Here is a 19,962-nt window from a genome sequence, read left to right on the forward strand (position 1 = left end):
ACAGAGTGTGCCCCGATCATGGCAAGCGTGGACACTTTGCCGCTGCCCGTGGCGGGTCCGGGACACCCACCATTCCGATAACGATCGTGCTGATCCGCCCACACCCGCAACACGCGCCGGTTGGACGGCCGCTGTTGCGGCAGCGTGACAGGGAGGTGACCGATGGCCGTTGAACCCCTGCCCCCCGCCGAGACCGCCGCGGCCGAGCCGGGCACACAGATCACCCATCCGGATGGCCGAGTCGAGCTGCGTGACTTCTCGACGATCGCCGGCAGCCGCTACTTCAACGACGAACTCGCCCCGGTCCCCATCGAGAAGCGCACCTGGAACACGTACAACTTCGCGGCGCTGTGGATCGGCATGGCGCACAACATCCCCACCTATCTGCTCGCCGCCGGGCTCATCCAGCTCGGCATGAACTGGGTGCAGGCATTCCTCACGATCACGCTGGGCAATCTGCTCGTCCTGATCCCGATGCTGTTGAACAGCCACGCGGGCACGAAGTACGGGATCCCCTTCCCGGTCTTCGCCCGCGCGTTCTACGGAGTCCGCGGCGCGAACCTCCCGGCCCTGCTCCGCGCCTTCATCGCCTGCGGCTGGTTCGGCATCCAGACCTGGATCGGTGGCGAGGCGATCTACGCGATCGCCGGCAAGCTGCTGGGCACCTGGTGGGTCGACGCGGCGACGGTGATGGACTACCCGTGGACGCTGTGGGCCTCGTTCTTCCTGTTCTGGGCGATCGAGATGGCGATCATCTGGCGGGGCATGGACACCCTGCGGCGCTTCGAGAACTGGGCCGCACCGTTCGTCATCGTGGTCGCCGTCGCCCTGCTGATCTGGGTGCTGGTCGAAGCGGGCGGGCTCGGCCCGATCCTGTCCGAGCCGTCGAAGCTGGGCTGGGGCGCCGACTTCTGGAAGCTGTTCGCGCCGTCACTGATGGGGATGATCGCCTTCTGGGCGACGCTGTCGCTGAACATCCCCGACTTCACCCGGTTCGGCGGCAGTCAGCGGCAGCAGGCGTACGGCCAGATCCTCGGCCTGCCGACCACGATGTCGTTCTTCGCCATCCTGTCGATCATGATCACCTCGGGCACGGCCGTCATCTACGGTGAGGCGATCTGGGACCCCATCCAGCTCGCGGCCAAGTTCGAGAACCCGTTGGTCGTCGCGCTCGGCCTGTTCACCGTCGTGGTCGCCACGCTGTCGGTGAACGTCGCGGCGAACACCGTCAGCCCGGCGTACGACTTCTCCAACGCCGCGCCCCGACTGGTGAGCTTCCGGACCGGGGGCCTGATCACCGGCGTGCTCGGCATCCTGATCCAGCCGTGGCGCCTCGTGCAGGACCCCAACATCTACATCTTCGTCTGGCTCGGGTTCTACGGCGGCCTGCTCGGCGCGGTCGCCGGCGTACTCATCGCCGGGTACTGGATCCGCTACCGCACCAGCCTCCAACTGCCGGCCCTCTACCGCCCCGAGGGCAGGTACTGGTTCTCCGGCGGGTGGAACTGGGCCGCCATCGTCGCCACCGTCGTCGGCGCGGTCCTCGCGGTGGGTGGCGCCTACTCCGCACCCGGCAAGGGGCCGTTCCCGTCCGACGGGCTCATCCCGTTCCTCAAGCCGCTCTACGACTACAGCTGGGTGGTCGGTCTGATCGCCGGGTTCCTCGTCTACCTGGCGCTGTCGATGCCGCGCACCGCGCACGCGAAGGAGGAGAAATGAGCAACATCATCCGAGCCGGGCTGGTGCAGCAGAAGTGGACCGGCGACAAGGAGTCGATGATCGCAGGAGCGGTCGAGGCCATCCGCAGCGCCGCCTCGCAGGGCGCACAGGTGGTCTGCCTGCAGGAGTTGTTCTACGGCCCGTACTTCTGCCAGATCCAGGACGCGGACTACTACTCGTACACGGAGGCCATCCCGGACGGGCCGACGACCGCGCTGATGCGCGAGGTCGCCGAGCAGCACGGCGTGGTGCTGATCGTGCCGATGTACGAGCAGGAGCAGCCCGGGGTCTACTACAACACCGCCGCGGTCATCGACGCCGACGGCACCTACCTCGGCAAGCACCGGAAGAACCACATTCCGCAGGTGAAGGGGTTCTGGGAGAAGTTCTACTTCCGGCCGGGAAACCTCGGCTATCCGGTGTTCGACACCGCCGTGGGGCGCATCGGCGTCTACATCTGTTACGAGCGGCACTTCCCCGAGGGCTGGCGGGCGCTCGGCCTGGCCGGTGCGAAGATCGTTTTCAACCCGTCGGCGACCAGCCGCGGCCTGTCGGAGTACCTGTGGCGGCTGGAGCAGCCGGCGGCGGCGGTGGCGAACGAGTACTACGTCGGCACCATCAACCGGGTCGGTGTGGAGCCGCTGGGCGACAACGACTTCTACGGCCAGTCCTACTTCGTCGACCCGCGGGGCCAGCTGGTCGGCGACGCCGCCTCGGACACCGAGGAGGAGGTCGTCGTCCGCGACCTCGACATGGACAAGCTGGCCGAGGTCCGCGACCTGTGGGCCTTCTACCGCGACCGCCGTCCCGACACGTACGGATCGCTGGTGACGCCGTGAGCATCGTCATCCGCAACGGAACGATCGTCAACGCCACCGGGGCGTACCCGGCGGACGTGCTGGTCGAGGGCGAGCGGATAGCGGCGCTCGCCGCGCCCGACTCGGGTCTGGCCGAGCAGTGGGCGTCCGGTGCCGAGCGCGTGATCGACGCCGCCGGGAAGTACGTGGTGCCGGGCGGCATCGACGGCCACACCCACATGGAGATGCCGTTCGGCGGCACGTTCTCGGCGGACAATTTCGAGACCGGGACGATCGCCGCAGCCTGGGGCGGCACGACGACCATCGTCGACTTCGCCGTACAGGGCAAGGGCACGTCCCTGCTGTCCGCGCTGGACAAGTGGCACAGCAAGGCCGACGGCAACTGCGCGATCGACTACGCCTTCCACATGATCGTGTCGGACGTCAACGACACGTCGCTGAAGGAGATGGAGGCCTGCATCGGCGCGGGCGTCAACACGTTCAAGATGTTCATGGCCTATCCGGGGGTCTTCTACGCCACCGACGGGGAGATCCTGCGGGCGATGCAGAAGGCCCGGGACACCGGCTCGATGATCATGATGCACGCGGAGAACGGCATCGCCATCGACCAGCTCATCCTCCAGGCGCTGGCCAACGGTCAGACGGACCCGGTGCAGCACGGGCTGACCCGGCCGCCCGAGCTGGAGGGCGAGGCCACCTCGCGGGCCATCGCGCTGGCCAAGGTCACCGGCTCGCCGCTGTACATCGTGCACCTGTCCGCCGCGCACGCCCTGGACGCGGTCACCCAGGCGCGTGACACCGGGCAGAACGTGTTCGCCGAGACCTGCCCGCAGTACCTGTTCCTGTCGCTGGAGGATCTGGCCAGGCCCGGCTTCGAGGGCGCGAAGTACGTCGCCTCTCCCCCGCTGCGCCCCAAGGAGCACCAGGCGGAACTGTGGCGGGGCCTGCGCACCAACGACCTGTCGCTGGTCTCCACCGACCACTGCCCCTTCTGCTTCAAGGAGCAGAAGGAGCTAGGCCGGGGAGACTTCTCCAAGATCCCGAACGGGATGCCCGGCGTCGAGCACCGGATGGACCTGCTCTATCAGGGCGTCGTGAAAGGCGAGATCACCCTGCCGCGCTGGGTGGAGACCAGCTCGACCACGCCCGCCCGGATGTTCGGCCTCTACCCGCGTAAGGGCGTCATCGCGCCGGGCGCCGACGCGGACATCACGGTGTACGACCCCACGGCCCGGCACACCATATCGGCCAGCACGCACCACATGAACGTCGACTATTCCGCGTACGAGGGCATGGAGCTGACCGGAAAGGTCTCCACCGTGCTGTCCCGTGGTCGAGTCGTGGTCGACGACAACGCCTTCCACGGCGCCGCCGGGCACGGCAGGTTCCTGAAGCGCGATCTCAGTCAGTACCTGGCCTGAAAGGAGAAGCGGTGGACTTCGGTGTCGTACTGCAGACCGACCCGCCGGCTCGCGACGTCGTGGCCGGCCTCACCGCCGCCGAGGACAACGGGTTCCGCTACGGGTGGACGTTCGACTCCTGCGTGCTGTGGCAGGAGCCGTTCGTCATCTACTCGCAGGTCCTCGCCGCGACCAAGCACCTGATGGTCGGGCCGATGGTGACCAACCCGAGCACCCGCGACTGGTCGGTCACCGCGTCGCTCTTCGCCACGCTCAACGACATGTTCGGCAACCGGACGGTGTGCGGGATCGGCCGCGGCGACTCGGCCCGGCGGGTCATCGGCCAGCCGCCGGCGAGCCTGGCCACGCTGAAAGAAGCGATGCACGTGATCAAAGAGCTGGCCGAAGGCAACGAGGTCGAACACCACGGCACGCCGGTGCGCATCCCGTGGGTGCGCGACGGCAGGCTGGAGATCTGGATGGCCGCGTACGGCCCGAAAGCGCTGCGGCTGGTCGGCGAGCAGGCCGACGGCTTCATCCTGCAGACGGCCGATCCCGACATCGCCCGCTGGACGATCGGCTCGGTACGCGATTCGGCCACCGCCGCAGGTCGAGATCCCGACTCGATCACGATGTGCGTGGCCGCCCCGGCCTACGTGGGCACGAACCTCGCGCACCAACGGGATCAGCTGCGCTGGTTCGGCGGCATGGTCGGCAACCACGTGGCCGACCTGGTCGCCCGCTACGGCGACTCCGGGGTCGTACCCAAGGCGCTCACCGACTACATCAAGGGCCGCGCGGGCTACGACTACGCCCACCACGGCCGCGCCGGCAATCCGTCCACCGACTTCGTCCCCGACGAGATCGTCGACCGGTTCTGCCTGCTCGGACCCGAGGCGGCACACGTCGACCGGCTGCAGGAGCTCAAGGAGATCGGGGTGCACAACTTCGCCCTCTACCTCATGCACGACGACAAGGAGAAGACCCTCTCCTCGTACGGCAAGAACGTGATCACGCAGGTCTGACGCGCCGGCCGTGCCGCCGCACGTGTCAGCGGCACGGACCAGACCGTCATGGTCCCTGGCTGGCCGTGGTCGATGGTCGTGGCGTTGGAGTCGGGCCCTGGTTCGTGGGCCGCGCCGTTTGGAGGCTGTGCGGTTGGCGCCGGGTGATGACGCGGCGGCAGTCACCGCCGGGCACTGCGGGACATCGTGGGGCGGCTGATCGGCCGGCCAGTGGCAGGCGGGTGATTCGAACATCCCAGGTCCGCCGCTGGGACTCCTGGCACCGCCACGCCACCCTCGCCCTGGCCGCCCTCGCCGTCCTGGCGATCTGCGCCGCTGACGCCGCCACCGACGGAGCCGACGATCCCACCGACACCAAATTGATCAAGCTGACCGTCAACGAAGTCCGCCGTCTGATCAACACCTTCATCATCCAGCCGATCCGCGACCTCGCTCACCGTCTGCGCTGGTCACAGTGGCGCCACCAAGTCGACAACCAACACATGCTCGCGGTCGAACAGAGCCGGCAACAACTCAGGCTTCCGCCGGCAGCATCTGATCCTGCTGCCGGCCCCGGTAGGTCTCCAGCAGCCTCAGCCAGACCTCACTGATCGTCGGGAACGCGGGCACGGCATGCCAGAGCCGTTCCACCGGCACTTCGCCTGCAACCGTGACGGTGGCCGAGTGCAGCAGTTCTCCAACGCCGGGCCCGACGAAGGTGACTCCCGCCACCGTGCCGCGGTCCACATCCACCAGCATGCGGGCCTGGCCGCGATAGCCCTCGCCGTACTGGTGCGCGCCCGCGACGCGTGCGATGTCGTAGTCGACCACCTCGACCCGGCGTCCGGCCCGATCCGCCTCGCGCGTGGTCAGGCCGACGGACGCGACCTCCGGATCGGTGAAGACGACCTGCGGCACCGCCGCGCCGTCGGCGGTCGTGGCGTGCGCGCCCCACCTGGCGTCGTCGACCGGCTCTCCCTTGGCGCGGGCGCCGATGGCGGCACCGACGATCCGGGCCTGGTACTTCCCCTGATGGGTCAGCAGTGCCCGGTGGTTGACATCGCCGGCGGCGTAGAGCCAGCCGTCGGCGACGGCGGTCACCCGGCCGGTGTCGTCCACGGTCAGCCAGTCGCCCGCGGTGAGACCGACGGTCTCCAGGCCGAGGTCCGCCGTCCGCGGGGCTCGGCCCGTGGCGAACAGGATCTCGTCGGCGACCAGTTCTGCGCCGTCGGCCAGCGTCATCCGCACCTCGCCGTCCTCGCGGGCCACGGCTGTCAACGAGGCCCCGAACCGGATGTCAACGCCGGCTTCGCGAAGCCCGTCCGCGACCAACTCGCCGGCGAACGGCTCCATCCTCGGCAGCAGTCCGGCGGCGCCGCGGACCAGCATGGTCACCTGGGCGCCGAGCGCCTGCCAGGCGGTTGCCATCTCGACAGCCACGACGCCGCCGCCGACGATCGCGAGACGGCCTGGTACGTGGTCGGCGCTGGTGGCCTCACGGCTGGTCCAGGGTCGTACGGTGTCGAGTCCGGGTGTGTCGGGCAGGGCCGCGCTGGTGCCGGTGCAGATGGCGACGGCGTGCCGTGCGTTCAGCCGGACGGTGTCGCCGTCAGGGGTCTGCACCACCACCTGGCGGGGGCCGTCGAGCCGGCCGTGGCCGCGTATCAGGTCGACGGAAACCGCGTCCAGCCACTCGACCTGGTTCTCGTCGTTCCAATACGCGGACATCTTGTCACGGTGCGCGAGGACCGCCTCGACGTCCAGCGGCCCGGCCACCGCCTGGCGCAGCCCGGGGACGCGGCGGGCGTCGGCGCGGGCCAGCACCGGCCGCAGCAGCGCCTTGCTGGGCTCGCAGGCCCAGTACGAGCACTCGCCGCCGAGCAGTTCGCGCTCCACGATCACGGTGCTGAGCCCGGCGGCGCTGGCCCGGTCGGCGACGTTCTCGCCGACCGGGCCAGCGCCGATGACGACCACGTCGTAGGTGCGGGGTGCCTCGTTCGTCACTGCCACCTCCATCACTGCGTCTGAAACTCCATGCAACTCGCGGCTCCCGCCAGAAGCGGGGCTACCGGGCCGAGGCGCCCTGGTCGTGTCTGCGGTACGCCGGCTCGCCGCCGAAGCGCCCGCTGACGCTGTTGCATGCCGGCGATGGTGCCCGAGGTCGCGCCTCGGGTCGCCGAGGAGGGCCGTGAGCCTGGCCTGGATCTCGGCTGAACGCCGTTGTGCCCTGGTCCCCGGTCGGCCCAGCCGCGCCACCGTACGGCGTATGGCTGTGGTCACGCTCAGGCCGCGGAGGGCGCCCCGGCGGCAGCCGCCTCTCGGTGCCTGGTCCTGCCCTGCGACGCACTGGTCCTTCATATCGGGGAGCTGCGCGGCGACGCGGCCGACGAGGCCCAATGCGCATCGAGGGCGGAGCGGGCCGGCCGCCACGTAGGCTGGTCCGGTCCCGTCGTGCCCTCGGCGACTGAGGTGGTGTCAGCGACCGGGGGCCCGCTTCTTGACCTCCTGGAGTACCCAGCCGTTGCCGTCCGGGTCGCTGAAGGTGGCGAAGGAGCCGTAGTCGGCACGGGCGGGTTGCGGGCCGGCGATCCGCGCCTGGCCGGCGGCGCGGTGGACGATGTCTCCGCCGTCGTGGCCGTGGTACATCAGTCCGCCGGCATCGTGGAACACCTCGCTCACCCCGCCGCCTCGTAGCAAGCCTTGGCCCGATCGACGTCGGATACCGGCAGCATGATGAGTTCGAGCTTCAGATCCACGGGATGTCCTTCCATCGCCTCGGTCACATAGCGGACCGTCAGGGCACCTCTGCGGTCGCGGAGTTGAAGCATATCGTCCTAGATGTACACCTATTGGCGAATCGCCAGGCGGTCCGGACTGAGCCCCCTTCACGCATGGGAGCAGTTGCTCCTACTCCGGGTTGGGGAAGCCTGGAGGGCCACGATGAGTACTGCGGTGACGAGAGTCATCGACCCGTGCAACAACCTGGCGCTGCGCAAGGCGGCCCCTCGGCGCGATCCAAGACAAGGCGCTGGCCTCGTCCGGTCTTCGTGCGACGCAGTTCAGCACCCGGCAGAAGCTCGGTGCTCACGGAGACATGACATCGGCAGCCTCGCTGACATGATCGCCATGGACCGCACGACGATGGCCTCGGACCTCAAGCCGCTCGCGAGGGAAACCTTGACCGACGGCGTACGCGCCGGGAGTCCTCGCCCCGGACGATCAGCCGGTCAGCGCGGCGGGGGCGACGCGGAGCCGAAACCGGTGTCGAGGTCCGGCTGGCCCGGCATCGGTGGGGGTTCCTGCCCGCCGTGGGCGAGGCGACTGCGACGACGGCCGTAGAGGAAGTAGACGACGATCCCGACCGCCATCCAGGCGAAGAATCGCAGCCAGGTCTCGACGGTGAGGAACAGCATCAGCACGACGCAGGCGACCACCGCCAGAACCGGAATCACCGGTCCCCAGGGCACCCGGAAGCCGCGCGGCAGGTCCGGCCGGGTACGGCGCAGGATGATGACCGCCGCCGCGACGAGGACGAACGCGAACAGGGTGCCGATGTTGACCAGTTCCGCGAGTTCCGCCAGCGGGATGAACCCGGCGAGCACGGCGACCACCACACCCACGATGATGGTGATGCGGTGCGGGGTGCCGAAGCGCGGATGCACCCGCCCCAGCCAGCGCGGCAGCAACCCGTCACGGCTCATGGCGAACGCGACCCGGCTCTGCCCGAGCATCAGGATCATGACCACCGTGGTCAGCCCGGCGAGCGCGCCGAGGGTGATCAGGTTGGCGATGAACGGCTGCCCGACGGCCTTGAACGCCGCAGCCAGCGGCGCCTCCGTGTCAAGCTCGGCGTAGTTCTGCATGCCCACCACCACCAGTGAGACGGCGACGTAGAGCGTGGTGCAGATCGCCAGCGAACCGAGGATCCCGCGCGGCACGTCGCGATGCGGCACCCGGGTCTCCTCGGCCGCGGTGGCCACGATGTCGAAGCCGATGAACGCGAAGAACACCAGCGCACCCGCGGCGAAGATGCCGCTGATCCCGAAGTTGGCGGGGGCCTGCCCGAAGACGGCCTCCAGCAGGGTCGCACCGGCGCCGGCACCGGCCGCCGCCGGCTCGGCCGGCGGGACGAACGGCGTGTAGTTCTCGCCCTTGACGAAGAAGAGGCCGGCGACGATCACGAAGAGGACCACCGCCACCTTGATGGTGACCACCACGGCATTCAGCCGCGACGAGATCTTGATGCCGACGACCAGGACCCCGGTGAGGATCAACACGATCAACGCGGCGGGCAGGTTGAACGCGCCGCCCTCGCCCCCGGTGATGGCGGGCGGCAGCGTCACCCCGAGCGTCTCCAGGAGCAACGCGAGGTACTGCGACCAGCCCACGGCCACCACCGCGGCGGCGAGGACGAACTCCAGGATGAGGTCCCAGCCGATGATCCACGCGATCAGCTCGCCGAGCGTCGCGTACGAATAGGTGTAGGCGCTGCCGGCGACCGGCACGGTGGACGCGAACTCCGCGTAGCAGAGCGCCGCCAGCGCGCAGGCGATACCGGCCACGACGAAGGAGAGCGCGACCGCCGGCCCGGCGGTCTGGTTCGCGGCCACCCCGGTCAGCACGAAGATACCGGTACCGATGATGACCCCGATGCCGAACACGGTCAGATCCAGGCCGGAGAGGTCCTTGCGAAGCCGGTGCTCCGGCTGCTCCGTGTCGCGCATCGACTGCTCGACCGATTTCCTGCGCAAGAGGCTCACAACAGTCACCTCACCGTCTCCCCGACCTGATGTCGCCCACGAATGACCCGAATCAGGACGAACAAACCTCGCGCGTCGTGTCTGCCGTGCCTTCTTGCGCAATCCGGGCGGGAAAGGACCCGCGAGGGGCTGCGGACCGGCCGCCGACTGCGACGGCAACGGGATCATCAGCGTCCGGAAGGCACCATGCCTGTCACGCCGTACGCAGCCAGCCGAGGGTCTTCATGGTGGCGAGGCTGGTCGCCTTGAGGCCGGCGTCGGAGACGGTCCAGAGGACGCCGTCGACCACCAGTGACCGGCGGATCGGCGTCAGTTCCTCGGGACGGCCCGTGGCCGGCGTGTGGTCGATCGTGCCGACCTCGGTGAACCCGCCGTCGCCGACTCGCAGAGCCAGCGCCACGTTGCTCGGCAGGCCCGTGCCGTGGACGGTCAGTGGGACCACGACCAGGCGGTCGGCCGGCCAGTAGAGGAACGCGTGCGGGTCGAACTCCGCCTCGGAGTGCCCCTGCTTGACGTGGTACTGGGCCATCCGGGTCGGCTTGGCCGGATCGACGACGTCGAAGAGCGAGAGCTGGGTGCCCTGGACGCGGCCCTGGTCGGACGCCTCCTGCCCGACACCGAGCAGCCGTCCGTCGCCGGCCGGGTGCAGGTACGCCGAGTACCCGTTGATCTTCAGTTCGCCGCTCACCTTCGGCGCCTTCGGATCACGCAGGTCGACGGTGTAGAGCGGGTCGGTCTGCCGGAAGGTGACGACGTACCCGGTGCCGCCGACGAACCGCACCGCGTAGATCCGTTCCCCCTTGCCCAGACCGGCGACCTTGCCGACCTGGGTCAGCGCGGTGCCGTCGGTGCGCAGGACGTACACGCTCGACGTCGAGTTCGGCCTGTCGCCCCAGGTACGGCCACTGGTGGTGGCGACTCTCAAGTGCCCGTCCCACTCGGACATGGCGTACTGGTTGACGAGCCAGCCCGGTACGGACGCGGCGGCGACGTACCGCGGGGTACCCGCGCCCGAGATGTCGAACTGGTAGATCTCGGTGGTCTCGTCCCTGGGGTCGGGTGCGATGTTCCGCGCGGTCAGCATCGGCAGCACCCGCCAGCGCTGGTCGTTGGCGACGTACAGCCGGGGTCCGTTGCTGTAGACGGTGTCGCCGTCGGCGATCACGGTGACCGGGTCGCCGGCGCCGAGCGCGGCCGCGCCGAGGTCGAAGCTGAGCACGGTCACCAGCGACGTGCCGGAGTAGGTGGCCGGCCGGCTCACCCGCTCGCAGCCGACCCGTCCCGCGCTGGTGCGCCCGCCGGAGGTGACCTCGTACCGGGGCAGCCAGTCGTCGGCGGTGGCGTTGTCGATGATCTCGCGGTTGGCGGCGGTGCGCTGCCCATCGGTGGCCCGTTCCCGGTACGGGAAGTTCAGGCGGGGTGCGGAGCGGACCACGACCCGGACCGTCGTGCCCACCTGGCGGGCGTCCACCAGATCACCGTCGATCCGGTATTCGCCGATGATCTTCGGCACGCCGGACAGGTCGACCATGATCAGTCGGGGGCCGACGATGCCGTCCGGCATCGGAGCGTCCGTCGGAACGGCCGGTTTCGCCGTCCCGGCCCACCCGTCGCGGCGCAGCACCAGCGCCCGGTCACCGTGCAGCAGCAGGGCGTCTTCGGCCCCGCCTGACCCCTCGGCACCCGGTGCCAGTTCCAGCTCTCCGGTCAGCCGGCGGGTGGCCGGGTCGACCACGTACAGCTTGCCGTGGCTCACGGTGACGATCCGCTTGCCGTCGGTCTTGACCAGGTCCGGTTCATCGACCCCGACCTCGTGCGTGTTGGTGCCCGAGTAGCCCTTGGCCGCCGCATCCGCCCGGCCCGCTGCGGCGGGCGCCGCAGCCGCTTCGGCGCCGCCGAAGGTACGGATGTCCCCGTGCGACCCGAACCCCCAGGGCCCTACGTAGGCCTTGGCAGCCGTCTTCAGCTGCGTCAGCGCCTCCGCGCAGGAGTCGAACGCGACGAGCCGGAACCCGCCGGCCGGCACTCCCCGGTCACGTGGCGGCACGGGGACCGGCTCCGCCGTACAGCCGGTGACCAGCGCCAGGCCGGCGACCAGGGCCAGTCCCATGACGCGAGCGGGGGTCGTGACTCGGGGGACGCCGGTGGCGGCCGTCGGATGGGGTACGTGGGCGCTGCTACCCGTCATGCCCCCTACGACGTGGCTGTCCCGGGCTGGGTTCCCCGCACGCGGACCCCCGCGCGGAATGGGTGCGGGTGTCGGTCGCTCAGGCGGAGGCGGCGCGACCCATCTCGGCGAGGATCCCGGTGCCCTGACCCAGCTCGATCAGGTAGCCGTCCGGGTCGCGCAGGTAGCACCGGATCTCGCCGCCGTGGTCCTTCGGCTCGGTCAGGAACTCGCCGCCCCGTGACCGCCACTGCTCGTAGACGGCGCGGACGTCGGTGACGCGGATGTTCATCGCGCCGCTGAGCGTGCACGAATCCGGCGGCGCCTGTGCCTGCACCCCCGGCTTGTCGTCGGTCGGACCGCCCTCGCTGTTGATCACGATGTAGCTGTTGTGGAACCGCAGGATCGCCGGCTGGCGTTCGCGTACCACCGTCGCTTCCAGCACCCGCTGGTAGAAGTCCCGGGAACGGTCGACGTCCCGCACGATCAGCAGGTGGGTGAGCACCACCCCGCCCTCGGGCTGGAAGTAGTCGGGTGCCTCGCCGGCCATCACGCCTCCCCCGGGTCCGATCGGCAGGGCGTACCCGCCTGCGGCGCCGGCACACCCCCTCGGCCACAACGAGTCACCGTGACCGGTGTCGGCTGTTACCGTCGGGCCGTGCCCGCCGACGAGATCCGGCATCGGGTCGGGTCGGCCCGGGTGGCCCGGCTGACCACCGTCGGAGCGGATGGTCGCCCCCACCTGGTGCCCGTGTGCTTCGTGCTGCTCGGCGAGGTCGTCTACCACGCGGTGGACGAGAAGCCCAAGCGCCACCGGCGGCTGCGCCGGCTGGAGAACATCCAGGCGACGGGGCACGCCTGCCTGCTGGTCGACGAGTACGACGAGGACTGGTCGCGGTTGTGGTGGGTCCGGCTGGACGGGCACGGCCGGCTGGTGGAGGACCGCGCGGAGGAGGCCGCGGCCCGCGCGGCGCTGGCCGACAAGTACCCGCAGTACGTTCAGCGGCCGCCGGCTGGGCCGGTGATCGCGATCCGGGTGACCGGCTGGTCGGCGTGGTCCGCGGCGGACGCGGCAGCCGGCCCGCCCGGGTGAGCGCCGCCAGGGGATGTCAGCGGGTCGGGGCGAGGGCGTCGAGCACCTCGTCGGCCCGTCGCAGCGACGCCTGCGCGTCGGCGCGGGGTGAGCCGATCTCCGGATCGAAGTTGAGGTCGACGAACAGCTCCGTGATGCCGGCTTCGGCAAGTCTGCCGAGATCCGACCGGATCTGCTCGAGCGTGCCGGTGAGCGGCTCGCGCTCGGGCGGGCCCGGCGGGCGTACGCGGACCGCGCCCCGGCAGATGAATCGCAGGGTGCGGGGATCGCGGCTGGCCTCCGCAGCGGCGGCCTTGACGGTCGCGACCGCCTCGCCGATTCCCGTCAAGTCCGCCTGGCTGCCACTGATCCAGCCGTCGGCGAGCCGGCCGGCCCGGCGCAGCGCGGCGGGTGCCTGGCCGCCGAGCAGAATCGGCGGGTGCGGGCGCTGCACGGGCTTCGGCTCCAGGCGCGTCGGCGGGACCTGGTAGAACTCGCCGCGATGCGCGGCGACGTCGTCCTGCCAGAGGGCGCGGAGAACGGCGAGAAACTCCTCGGCCCGATGGCCGCGCCGATGCTTGCTCACCCCCGTCGCCTGGTACTCCTCGTCCGCCCAGCCGAGGCCGAGTCCGACGTCGAGCCGTCCGCCGGCGAGGATGTCGAGGGTCGCGGTCTGCTTGGCCAGCAGCACCGGGGAGATGAACGGCATGTTGAGCACCGCGACGCCGAGCCGGACCCGCGTGGTGTGGGCCGCCAGGAACGCCAGCGTGGTCACCGGGTCCTGGACGCTGTGGTAGGTCTCGCTCCAGCCGAGGTCGGCGGGGACCAGGAGCCGCTGGAACGTCCAGAGCGAGTGGTATCCGAGCTGCTCGGCGCGGCGGGCTACGTGGATCATGTTCTCCGGGGTGGCCCACGAGCCGGAGACGGGCGGGGCGAATCCAACCTCCACCCGCGCACCGTACCCGGATCGGGTCAGGACGTCGCTCGGTTCAGCCCCCGATGCCGCGGTCCAGCGGATGAAGCAGCCGCCGGATGTCCTTCGGCAGCTCGGATTCCAGGCCCTTGAGGTCTTCGTCGCTTACCGCCTCGCGCAGGGTCGTCAACACGGCGCGGGCGCCCTCGGCGCTCCGATCGCCATCCGTTCCCGCGCGGGCCCCTACCTCATTGAGGAACTCCACGAGGTCGAGCTGTTCGGCGAAGTCCACTTCCTTGCGCAGGTACCCCCGCAACTCCTCGGGAAGCTGGGTGGCCAGGTGCCGCGCCTCTTCGCCGCTGACCCGTTCCGCCAAGGTCGTCAGCGTGGCGCCGACGACGGTCGTCGCCTCCGCCGCCGGCACTCCGGCCCGCTTCCCCACCGCTTCGAGAAACTCGGCGTAGTTCACAGGTTCTCCTTCCGCACCAGCCGGGGGTGCGTCGCGGCGTCCGTGACCGGCGTCGAGAGTCGTTGTCTCTCGTGCGTCCACCTGCGGGCGCCGTCCCGCGCCCCGACCGGCTCGCGTACGTCCCAGAACTCATCTGGGGCCGCGCCGGCATGGCATCGAGCGCCTCGCTGGTGGCCTCCTGTTCCGGCCTCAACTGTGCGTGCTATGCGCTGGGGCGCTGCCTGCCACCGGCACCCACCGGTTCGATCACCTGCCGGAACTCCTTCTGAAGCTGGGCCATCGCGTCCTCGAACTGGTCACGGGAAACGGCCTCACGCAGCGTGGTGAGCACCGCGCTGACCCCGGCACCGGCGAGCGCACGGTCGATGGCCGGGCGGTCCGCCACCCGCCGCACGAACTCTTCCAGCCCGAACGACTCGGCCGGTTCCTTCCTTCTGTGCGGGGGCGGTTGGCGCAGGTGATCGTCAAGCCCTTCGGGAAGCTGATAGGCAAGGTTCTCAGCCTGGCCGGCGCTGATCCGATCTGCCAATGTCTGCAACGTGGCGCGGGTGAGCGTCGCCGCCTGGTCGGTCGACACCTTTGCCCGCGTGGCCACTGCGTTGATGAAATCCTGGTGTTCCACCTGAATTCTCCTCTCCGGCCCGATCGCCGTCGAACCGCCAGTTACGAGCCCCTGACCTCAATGCGCCGCGATCGCACACTTCACCTCTCGGGTGCCGAGCGAACTGGTACCTCGACAGCCTCCTGGGACGGGGGGTGAGCCCGCCTCATCCCCATCGGGCGAATCACCAAGGCGCGCTACGGCGACATCTTTGACGTTCCGATGGACCGGCACGGCGGGGCGAGCTGTTGGCGAAGCTGCGCCAGAGCGGCTACGAGGTCAACCCGCGACGGCGAAATCATCCAGGTCGGTCGTGGAGCAGGTCGTCAAGGCGACCTCGCCAGATGCCGGCCTCAACCGCCACTGAGCAGCGCCGATCATGGTCCCCTGGCATCGGGCCCGCCGGCGGGTTCAGCGGGGTCGACTCAGCCGCTGCCAGGCGCGGCGCAGGTCCGCCTGCACCGGGTTGTGAGCCGCTTGCTCAACCACCGCGGCCGGCGGGTCCTCGCCCGGCTCGTGCATCTCGGCACCGGGTACCGACAGCACGACCCCCCGCTCGTACAGGTCGGCGATCTGCTCCCGGTGGGCGAAGCGGTGGGACTGGTCCGGCCCCGGCGTTGCCACGATGATGCCGTGGAAGATGTCCTTCGGTTCGTCGGTCAGCACGTGCTCGACCACGCCGACGGGTGCCGAGTCGACGTCGTAGACCCGGGTGCCGACGGGGAGCGCGAAATACGAGACCTTCGCGCCGAGATCCTCCACGACGTTCACCGTACCCGCCGCCTGATCACCATGGGCCCGATCACGATGGCTGGTCTGGCCATGACCAGGGCTGCCGGCGCGCGGATCGTCAGGCTCAGGCGGAGGCTGCTCGACTCATCTCGGCGAGGATCCCGGTGGCCTGACCAAGCGCGATCAGGTGGCCGTTCGGGTCCCGGAGGTAGCAGCGGGTCTCGACGGCATGGTCCTTCGGCTCGGTGAGGAACTGCCCACTCCTTGAGCGGGTCGTGGCAGAACGACTTGATCTTTTTCGAAAGTCGAGCGTTCATCGTCGTGTCCCACCCCACGGGGCCCGTGACGCGTTCCTCCTCCTGGCCATCGTCGCCGTAAAGAGCGCCCTCGGTGATGGGCGGCCGGAAAGGAATATCGGATGCCATCTGATTATCACCTAGCGATTTGACCGAGGCCGTTGATACGACCCATGACCGACGCGCGCGGGAACGCCTGGCACTCGTGGTGGGCGCGCGCTCGGATGCCAGGACTGCCGTGCCCCCTGCCGTTACCGGGCACGCAGCAGCCGACCACGGCCGCCGACGGTTCCCGCGTAGAAGTAGCCACCCCGCCACCAACTTTGAGATTCGGAGCCTCCTGGTGAGCATCGAAGCCGTCTCATGGGCGCTCAACGACGCCCCCGACGTTCCCCCGCAATGCCTGGCCGTGCTGATCGGCCTGGCCAACCACGCCGGCGCCGACGGCCGCGGCGCGTACCCGTCACAGGAACGCCTCGCGCTTTACGCCCGCAAGTCCGTGCGGTCGGTACAACGCGACCTGACCGAACTGTCCCGCCGCGGCCTGATCCGGCGCGGCGACCAACGCCACGTCGCGTTCATGCCGCCCGACCGACGCCCGGTGGTCTGGGACCTCGCCCTGGAACGCCGCCGCGAACACCCCGCCTCCCTGGATCCGTTTGCCGAGCCGCGCTCCGGCCGCCCGCATCAGCTCGCCGAACCTGCGTCCGGCCGCCACCACGACGCCAACATTGACCGCGACGCCGAGCGGGGTGACGCACAAGACCGAACGAGGCGACGTACACGGCGCAACGACACGACGTCCACGTCGTGCAAACCGTCCTTGAACCATCAACAACCAACGCGGGCGCGGACAACGATGTCCCGGCGCGCTGGCGCTTCCTGCGGCCGCCACCGCGGCTGCCCCGCACACAACTGCGGGCCATGCCGAGCCGAACGCCTCGGCGGAACCAGATGAAATCGGCGGAAACCCACCACGTGACGGGCTTCGCGCGAATACCCCGTGCTCGCACCGCCAACGCTCAGCGACGAGGGCGGCAAGGTCCGCGGCGAGCGACAACGCCGCTGGCCCGGACGACCGGACGGGGAAGTCGCCGTTGCGGGCCAATTCGTATGCCAGGAGCGGGCGAGGCCGAAGATCCGGCCTGCCGTGGGCAAACCGGTGACCGCCCCGAGGCGGGCTGGGTCGCTCAAGACAGGGTGCCGGGCCGAGGTGAAGGTGGGAGCCTATGGCCGGCTTGCGGAGGCTGTTCGTCGGCTCGTGGAGCAGCGGTAGTGATGGCCAGACGAGGCTTAGGTGAGGGGTTTGATTGGTCGGGCGTCGGCGAGGATGGCCGATGGTGGCGGTTCGCGTAGCTGTCGCCGCAGGTCGATGCTGCGGCGGGAGTCGGTCGCGATGGTCGCGGCGATGACGGCGGTCAGGATGGTCAGCGCCCACGGTGGGGGCAGGGCGCTGGTGAGGGGTGCTAGGGCGGCTATGAGCAGGATTCCGGCAAGCCGTAACCGGCGGACGTTGTGCCGGATGCGCCACCAGAATGCCTGGTTGGCGAGGAGATAGACGAGGACTCCGGCGAAGACCGTTGCGTGTGCGAGCTGCGGGTGCGCTGGTGCTGACGGGTGCGCGATCAGTTCGAGGAGGTGCTGCAGGCCGAAGGCGAGCAGCATCAGCCCGACGATCATGGGTAGGTGCAGGTAGGTGTAGGCGTCGCGGGCCAGCGCCCGGCGCTGTCTGCTGGGCGTGGCTTGCATGGTTCGGTGGCCGACGATGGCGTCGGTGTCGAAGTATGCCCACCAGAGGCTGGACAACAGAATCATGTTGACCGCGACGGCCGCGACGATTGGCCAGGAGATGGGGCGGTCGAATACGGCCGTGCCGGTTGAGATGATCGCTTGGCCCAGTGCGATAAGGATGATCAATTCGTGGCGGTCGATCCAGTGCTTGGCCGAACTCACGTGCCAGATTCGCAATCCGAGGAGGTAACCGCTGGCGAGTTCGGCGGCGGCGGCTGCGAGCCAGAGCCCTGCGGCGAGCCGGTCCGTGCCGGGGTTGGGTGGTCGTGAGGTGGCCAGCGCCGCGAGCAGCAGCAGGATCATCGCCGCCATGATCGGGACGATGGCCCGCCGCACGGCGCGCCGGGCCACATCGTGATGGGCGACCCGCCAGAAGCCGGCCAGGTGCAGCAGACGGAGCGTGATGAAGCAGGTGACAACGATCATGGGGCCTGGCAGGCCGCCCGGCACGTGCTCGAGCGCCTGCGGGATGGCTATGCCGATTATCAGGGTCAGCGCCACGATCAGCAGGACTGTCAGCCGGGCGAGGAGGGATTCGCTGCGCAGGGTGTTGCCGAACAACGTGTTGACGCACCAGGTGCCCCACAGCAGGGTGAGCACCGCTAGCCCTTGGGCGACGCCGACCGCGGAGGGGTGCCGGGCCATCAGGACGGTGACCTGGATGAACGCGTAGACGACCACCAGGTCAAGGAAGAGTTCCTTCGGTGTGACGCCGGTGCCGGCGGCGCGGGCCGCGACCGGCGCGACCAGCTCGTGCAGTTCGCGGTGGCGCCGGCGAAAAAGGGTGAGGTCGGCCAGCACCATGCTGACGAGCACGGCGGCGAGCAGTCCCACCGTGGCCGTTGCCGGCAGGTGGACCGCAACCGGCACCAGGGCGATGATCAGGACCATCCCCAAGATCGGGCTGCGACCCAGCAGGCCGATGGCGCGGCGCTCGAGGGCCGCCAGACTCAACAGGTAAAGGAGTGCACCTCCAAAAAGGACGAATACGCTCAGCCGGTCCCAGCGGTGTGCGGTCGAGGGCTCGACCGAACTCAACGCGCGTTTCAGCCCGAGTGCGAGCAGAACAAGCCCGACGATCATGGGTGCGTGCAAAAGGCTGTAGGCGCTACGGCCCAGAACCGATCTGCTGCCTGTCGGATCCTGCTCCAGCGCCTGTTCGGCGGCGAGTCCGGTGATGTCGAAGTAGCGCCACCACAGCACCGCCACGACGATCAGGCTCAGGGCCGAGCCGCCCAGGACCGACCAGGTGATGGGTGGGCCCCCGATCAGGCCCCGGCTGGTGCCGATCGAGATGATCGTCTCGCCCAGGGCGATGAGCACGATCAGTCGGTGCCGCTCAGTCCAGTGCGGCACCGATACGATCCGCAGGCTGCCCACGCCGACCGCCCGGACGCCGAGGAAATCGACGACCGCGGCGGCGAAGAACAGGGCCAGACGGATGGACCCGGCGTCCACGTCGGTTGGCAGGTGGCGCGGCAGCAGGGTGCCGCACACCAGGAACACGGCGCTGGCGCAGAACGGCAGCCACGTACCCAGGGCCAAGCCCCGGGTATTCCCGGCACCCCACCTGGCAAAGGTCAGGATCAGCAGCGCAACCAGTCGAGCCAGCACGAAGGCGGTCACGAAGATCAGCGGCCCGAACAGCGCCCCGGGCCGGTCGGTGAAGGCCACCGGCGTGGCGATACCGATCAACAGCATAGTCGCGGCCGCCCCGAACATGACCGGCCGAATGACCCCCCAGCGCAACCGAACGACGTTGCCGACCACCGTGTACGAGGTCCAAGCCCGCCACAGCAGCAGGACCACTGTCACGCCCTGCAGCAGGCCCTCGAGCCGGAACTCGTCCGCCATCAGGTCGGTCACACTTAGAAACGCGTACACGAACACCAGGTCGAGAAACAGTTCCAACCGGGTCACCCCAAAGCCCCCGGCCTTGACCTCGGCCTGCCCGAAAAGCCGCGCCCGACGCTGCCCCGAATCCCCCTGCCGACCGCTCCTGGTCACCTACCCACTCTGCCAATCAAGTGACGGCCAGACAGCGAGTTCGGAAGGCTTGCCTGCGCCGAGCCGTAGGGCTTTGTGCGCCGGGCGGCACAAGTTTGGACGGGGATTCTTCTGGGGTGTCCCCGCCGGCCGGGCCTGACCCGAGCTTGAACCGGCTCCGTGCCCTGAAGTTGACCCGTCGACCCGGCAGGCGGGGGCACCGTTCTCGGCGCA

The 19,962-nt window shown here is 69.5% G+C and carries 16 protein-coding genes and 1 pseudogene; 7 read left to right on the forward strand and 10 right to left on the reverse strand.

Annotated features, from left to right (window positions below; all coding sequences use genetic code 11):
• The first annotated feature begins 162 nt into the window (after positions 1-162).
• The 5 genes and pseudogenes from V6U88_RS23615 to V6U88_RS30335 all read left to right on the forward strand — a co-directional run.
• A complete protein-coding gene (locus V6U88_RS23615) occupies positions 163-1,719 on the forward strand; it encodes an NCS1 family nucleobase:cation symporter-1 (protein WP_334456226.1) in 1,557 nt (518 codons plus the stop codon).
• Positions 1,716-2,558 (forward strand): nitrilase-related carbon-nitrogen hydrolase, encoded by an 843-nt coding sequence (locus V6U88_RS23620; protein WP_334456227.1) that lies wholly within the window; start codon positions 1,716-1,718, stop codon positions 2,556-2,558. The genes V6U88_RS23615 and V6U88_RS23620 overlap by 4 nt, the downstream gene beginning before the upstream one ends.
• Positions 2,555-3,958, forward strand: coding sequence for a dihydropyrimidinase (hydA, locus tag V6U88_RS23625; RefSeq protein ID WP_334456229.1), 1,404 nt, complete (start codon positions 2,555-2,557; stop codon positions 3,956-3,958). The genes V6U88_RS23620 and hydA overlap by 4 nt, the downstream gene beginning before the upstream one ends.
• Positions 3,959-3,969: 11 nt before the next feature.
• Positions 3,970-4,962: a TIGR03842 family LLM class F420-dependent oxidoreductase gene (locus V6U88_RS23630; RefSeq protein ID WP_334456231.1), complete on the forward strand. Its 993-nt coding sequence runs from the start codon at positions 3,970-3,972 to the stop codon at positions 4,960-4,962.
• A gap of 30 nt (positions 4,963-4,992) precedes the next feature.
• A pseudogene (locus tag V6U88_RS30335) lies at positions 4,993-5,197 on the forward strand (transposase); the annotation flags it as partial.
• Positions 5,198-5,475: 278 nt separating this feature from the next.
• Here V6U88_RS30335 and V6U88_RS23635 read toward each other — a convergent pair.
• The 5 genes from V6U88_RS23635 to V6U88_RS23655 all read right to left on the reverse strand — a co-directional run bounded on the left by V6U88_RS23635 (position 5,476) and on the right by V6U88_RS23655 (position 12,418).
• Complete coding sequence (locus tag V6U88_RS23635; protein WP_334456233.1) at positions 5,476-6,945, reverse strand: dihydrolipoyl dehydrogenase family protein; 1,470 nt, start codon at positions 6,943-6,945, stop codon at positions 5,476-5,478.
• A 471-nt stretch (positions 6,946-7,416) separates the two neighbouring features.
• Positions 7,417-7,620 carry a hypothetical protein gene (locus tag V6U88_RS23640; RefSeq protein WP_334456235.1) on the reverse strand — a complete coding sequence of 68 codons (204 nt, stop codon included), beginning with the start codon at positions 7,618-7,620 and terminating at the stop codon, positions 7,417-7,419.
• Positions 7,621-8,168: 548 nt separating this feature from the next.
• The gene (locus V6U88_RS23645) at positions 8,169-9,701 is read right to left on the reverse strand and encodes an amino acid permease (protein WP_334456237.1); all 1,533 of its coding nucleotides are present in this window, start codon (positions 9,699-9,701) and stop codon (positions 8,169-8,171) included.
• 193 nt (positions 9,702-9,894) lie between these two features.
• Positions 9,895-11,811, reverse strand: a complete 1,917-nt coding sequence (locus tag V6U88_RS23650; protein WP_334456239.1) for a beta-propeller domain-containing protein — start codon at positions 11,809-11,811, stop codon at positions 9,895-9,897.
• A gap of 157 nt (positions 11,812-11,968) precedes the next feature.
• Positions 11,969-12,418: a VOC family protein gene (locus tag V6U88_RS23655; protein ID WP_334456241.1), complete on the reverse strand. Its 450-nt coding sequence runs from the start codon at positions 12,416-12,418 to the stop codon at positions 11,969-11,971.
• Between the two features lie 108 nt (positions 12,419-12,526).
• Between V6U88_RS23655 and V6U88_RS23660 the strand changes: the two genes are divergently transcribed.
• Positions 12,527-12,961: a TIGR03668 family PPOX class F420-dependent oxidoreductase gene (locus V6U88_RS23660; protein WP_334456242.1), complete on the forward strand. Its 435-nt coding sequence runs from the start codon at positions 12,527-12,529 to the stop codon at positions 12,959-12,961.
• A 16-nt stretch (positions 12,962-12,977) separates the two neighbouring features.
• Here the strand turns inward: V6U88_RS23660 and V6U88_RS23665 are convergent, their stop codons facing one another.
• From V6U88_RS23665 to V6U88_RS23680, 4 genes are all read right to left on the reverse strand, one after another.
• Positions 12,978-13,889 (reverse strand): TIGR03619 family F420-dependent LLM class oxidoreductase, encoded by a 912-nt coding sequence (locus V6U88_RS23665; protein ID WP_334456244.1) that lies wholly within the window; start codon positions 13,887-13,889, stop codon positions 12,978-12,980.
• 40 nt (positions 13,890-13,929) lie between these two features.
• Positions 13,930-14,322 (reverse strand): DUF2267 domain-containing protein, encoded by a 393-nt coding sequence (locus tag V6U88_RS23670; RefSeq protein ID WP_334456246.1) that lies wholly within the window; start codon positions 14,320-14,322, stop codon positions 13,930-13,932.
• A gap of 202 nt (positions 14,323-14,524) precedes the next feature.
• A complete protein-coding gene (locus V6U88_RS23675) occupies positions 14,525-14,944 on the reverse strand; it encodes a DUF2267 domain-containing protein (RefSeq protein ID WP_334456248.1) in 420 nt (139 codons plus the stop codon).
• A 390-nt stretch (positions 14,945-15,334) separates the two neighbouring features.
• A complete protein-coding gene (locus V6U88_RS23680) occupies positions 15,335-15,685 on the reverse strand; it encodes a PRC-barrel domain-containing protein (protein WP_334456249.1) in 351 nt (116 codons plus the stop codon).
• A 609-nt stretch (positions 15,686-16,294) separates the two neighbouring features.
• On the opposite strand from V6U88_RS23680, the gene V6U88_RS23685 reads away from it, so the two are divergent.
• Complete coding sequence (locus V6U88_RS23685) at positions 16,295-16,909, forward strand: helix-turn-helix domain-containing protein (protein WP_334456250.1); 615 nt, start codon at positions 16,295-16,297, stop codon at positions 16,907-16,909.
• Between the two features lie 335 nt (positions 16,910-17,244).
• Here V6U88_RS23685 and V6U88_RS23690 read toward each other — a convergent pair whose 3' ends face one another.
• Positions 17,245-19,653: a low temperature requirement protein A gene (locus V6U88_RS23690; protein WP_334456251.1), complete on the reverse strand. Its 2,409-nt coding sequence runs from the start codon at positions 19,651-19,653 to the stop codon at positions 17,245-17,247.
• Positions 19,654-19,962 lie beyond the last annotated feature (309 nt).

This window comes from Micromonospora sp. CPCC 205739 (assembly GCF_036906795.1).
Lineage (GTDB): Bacteria > Actinomycetota > Actinomycetes > Mycobacteriales > Micromonosporaceae > Micromonospora.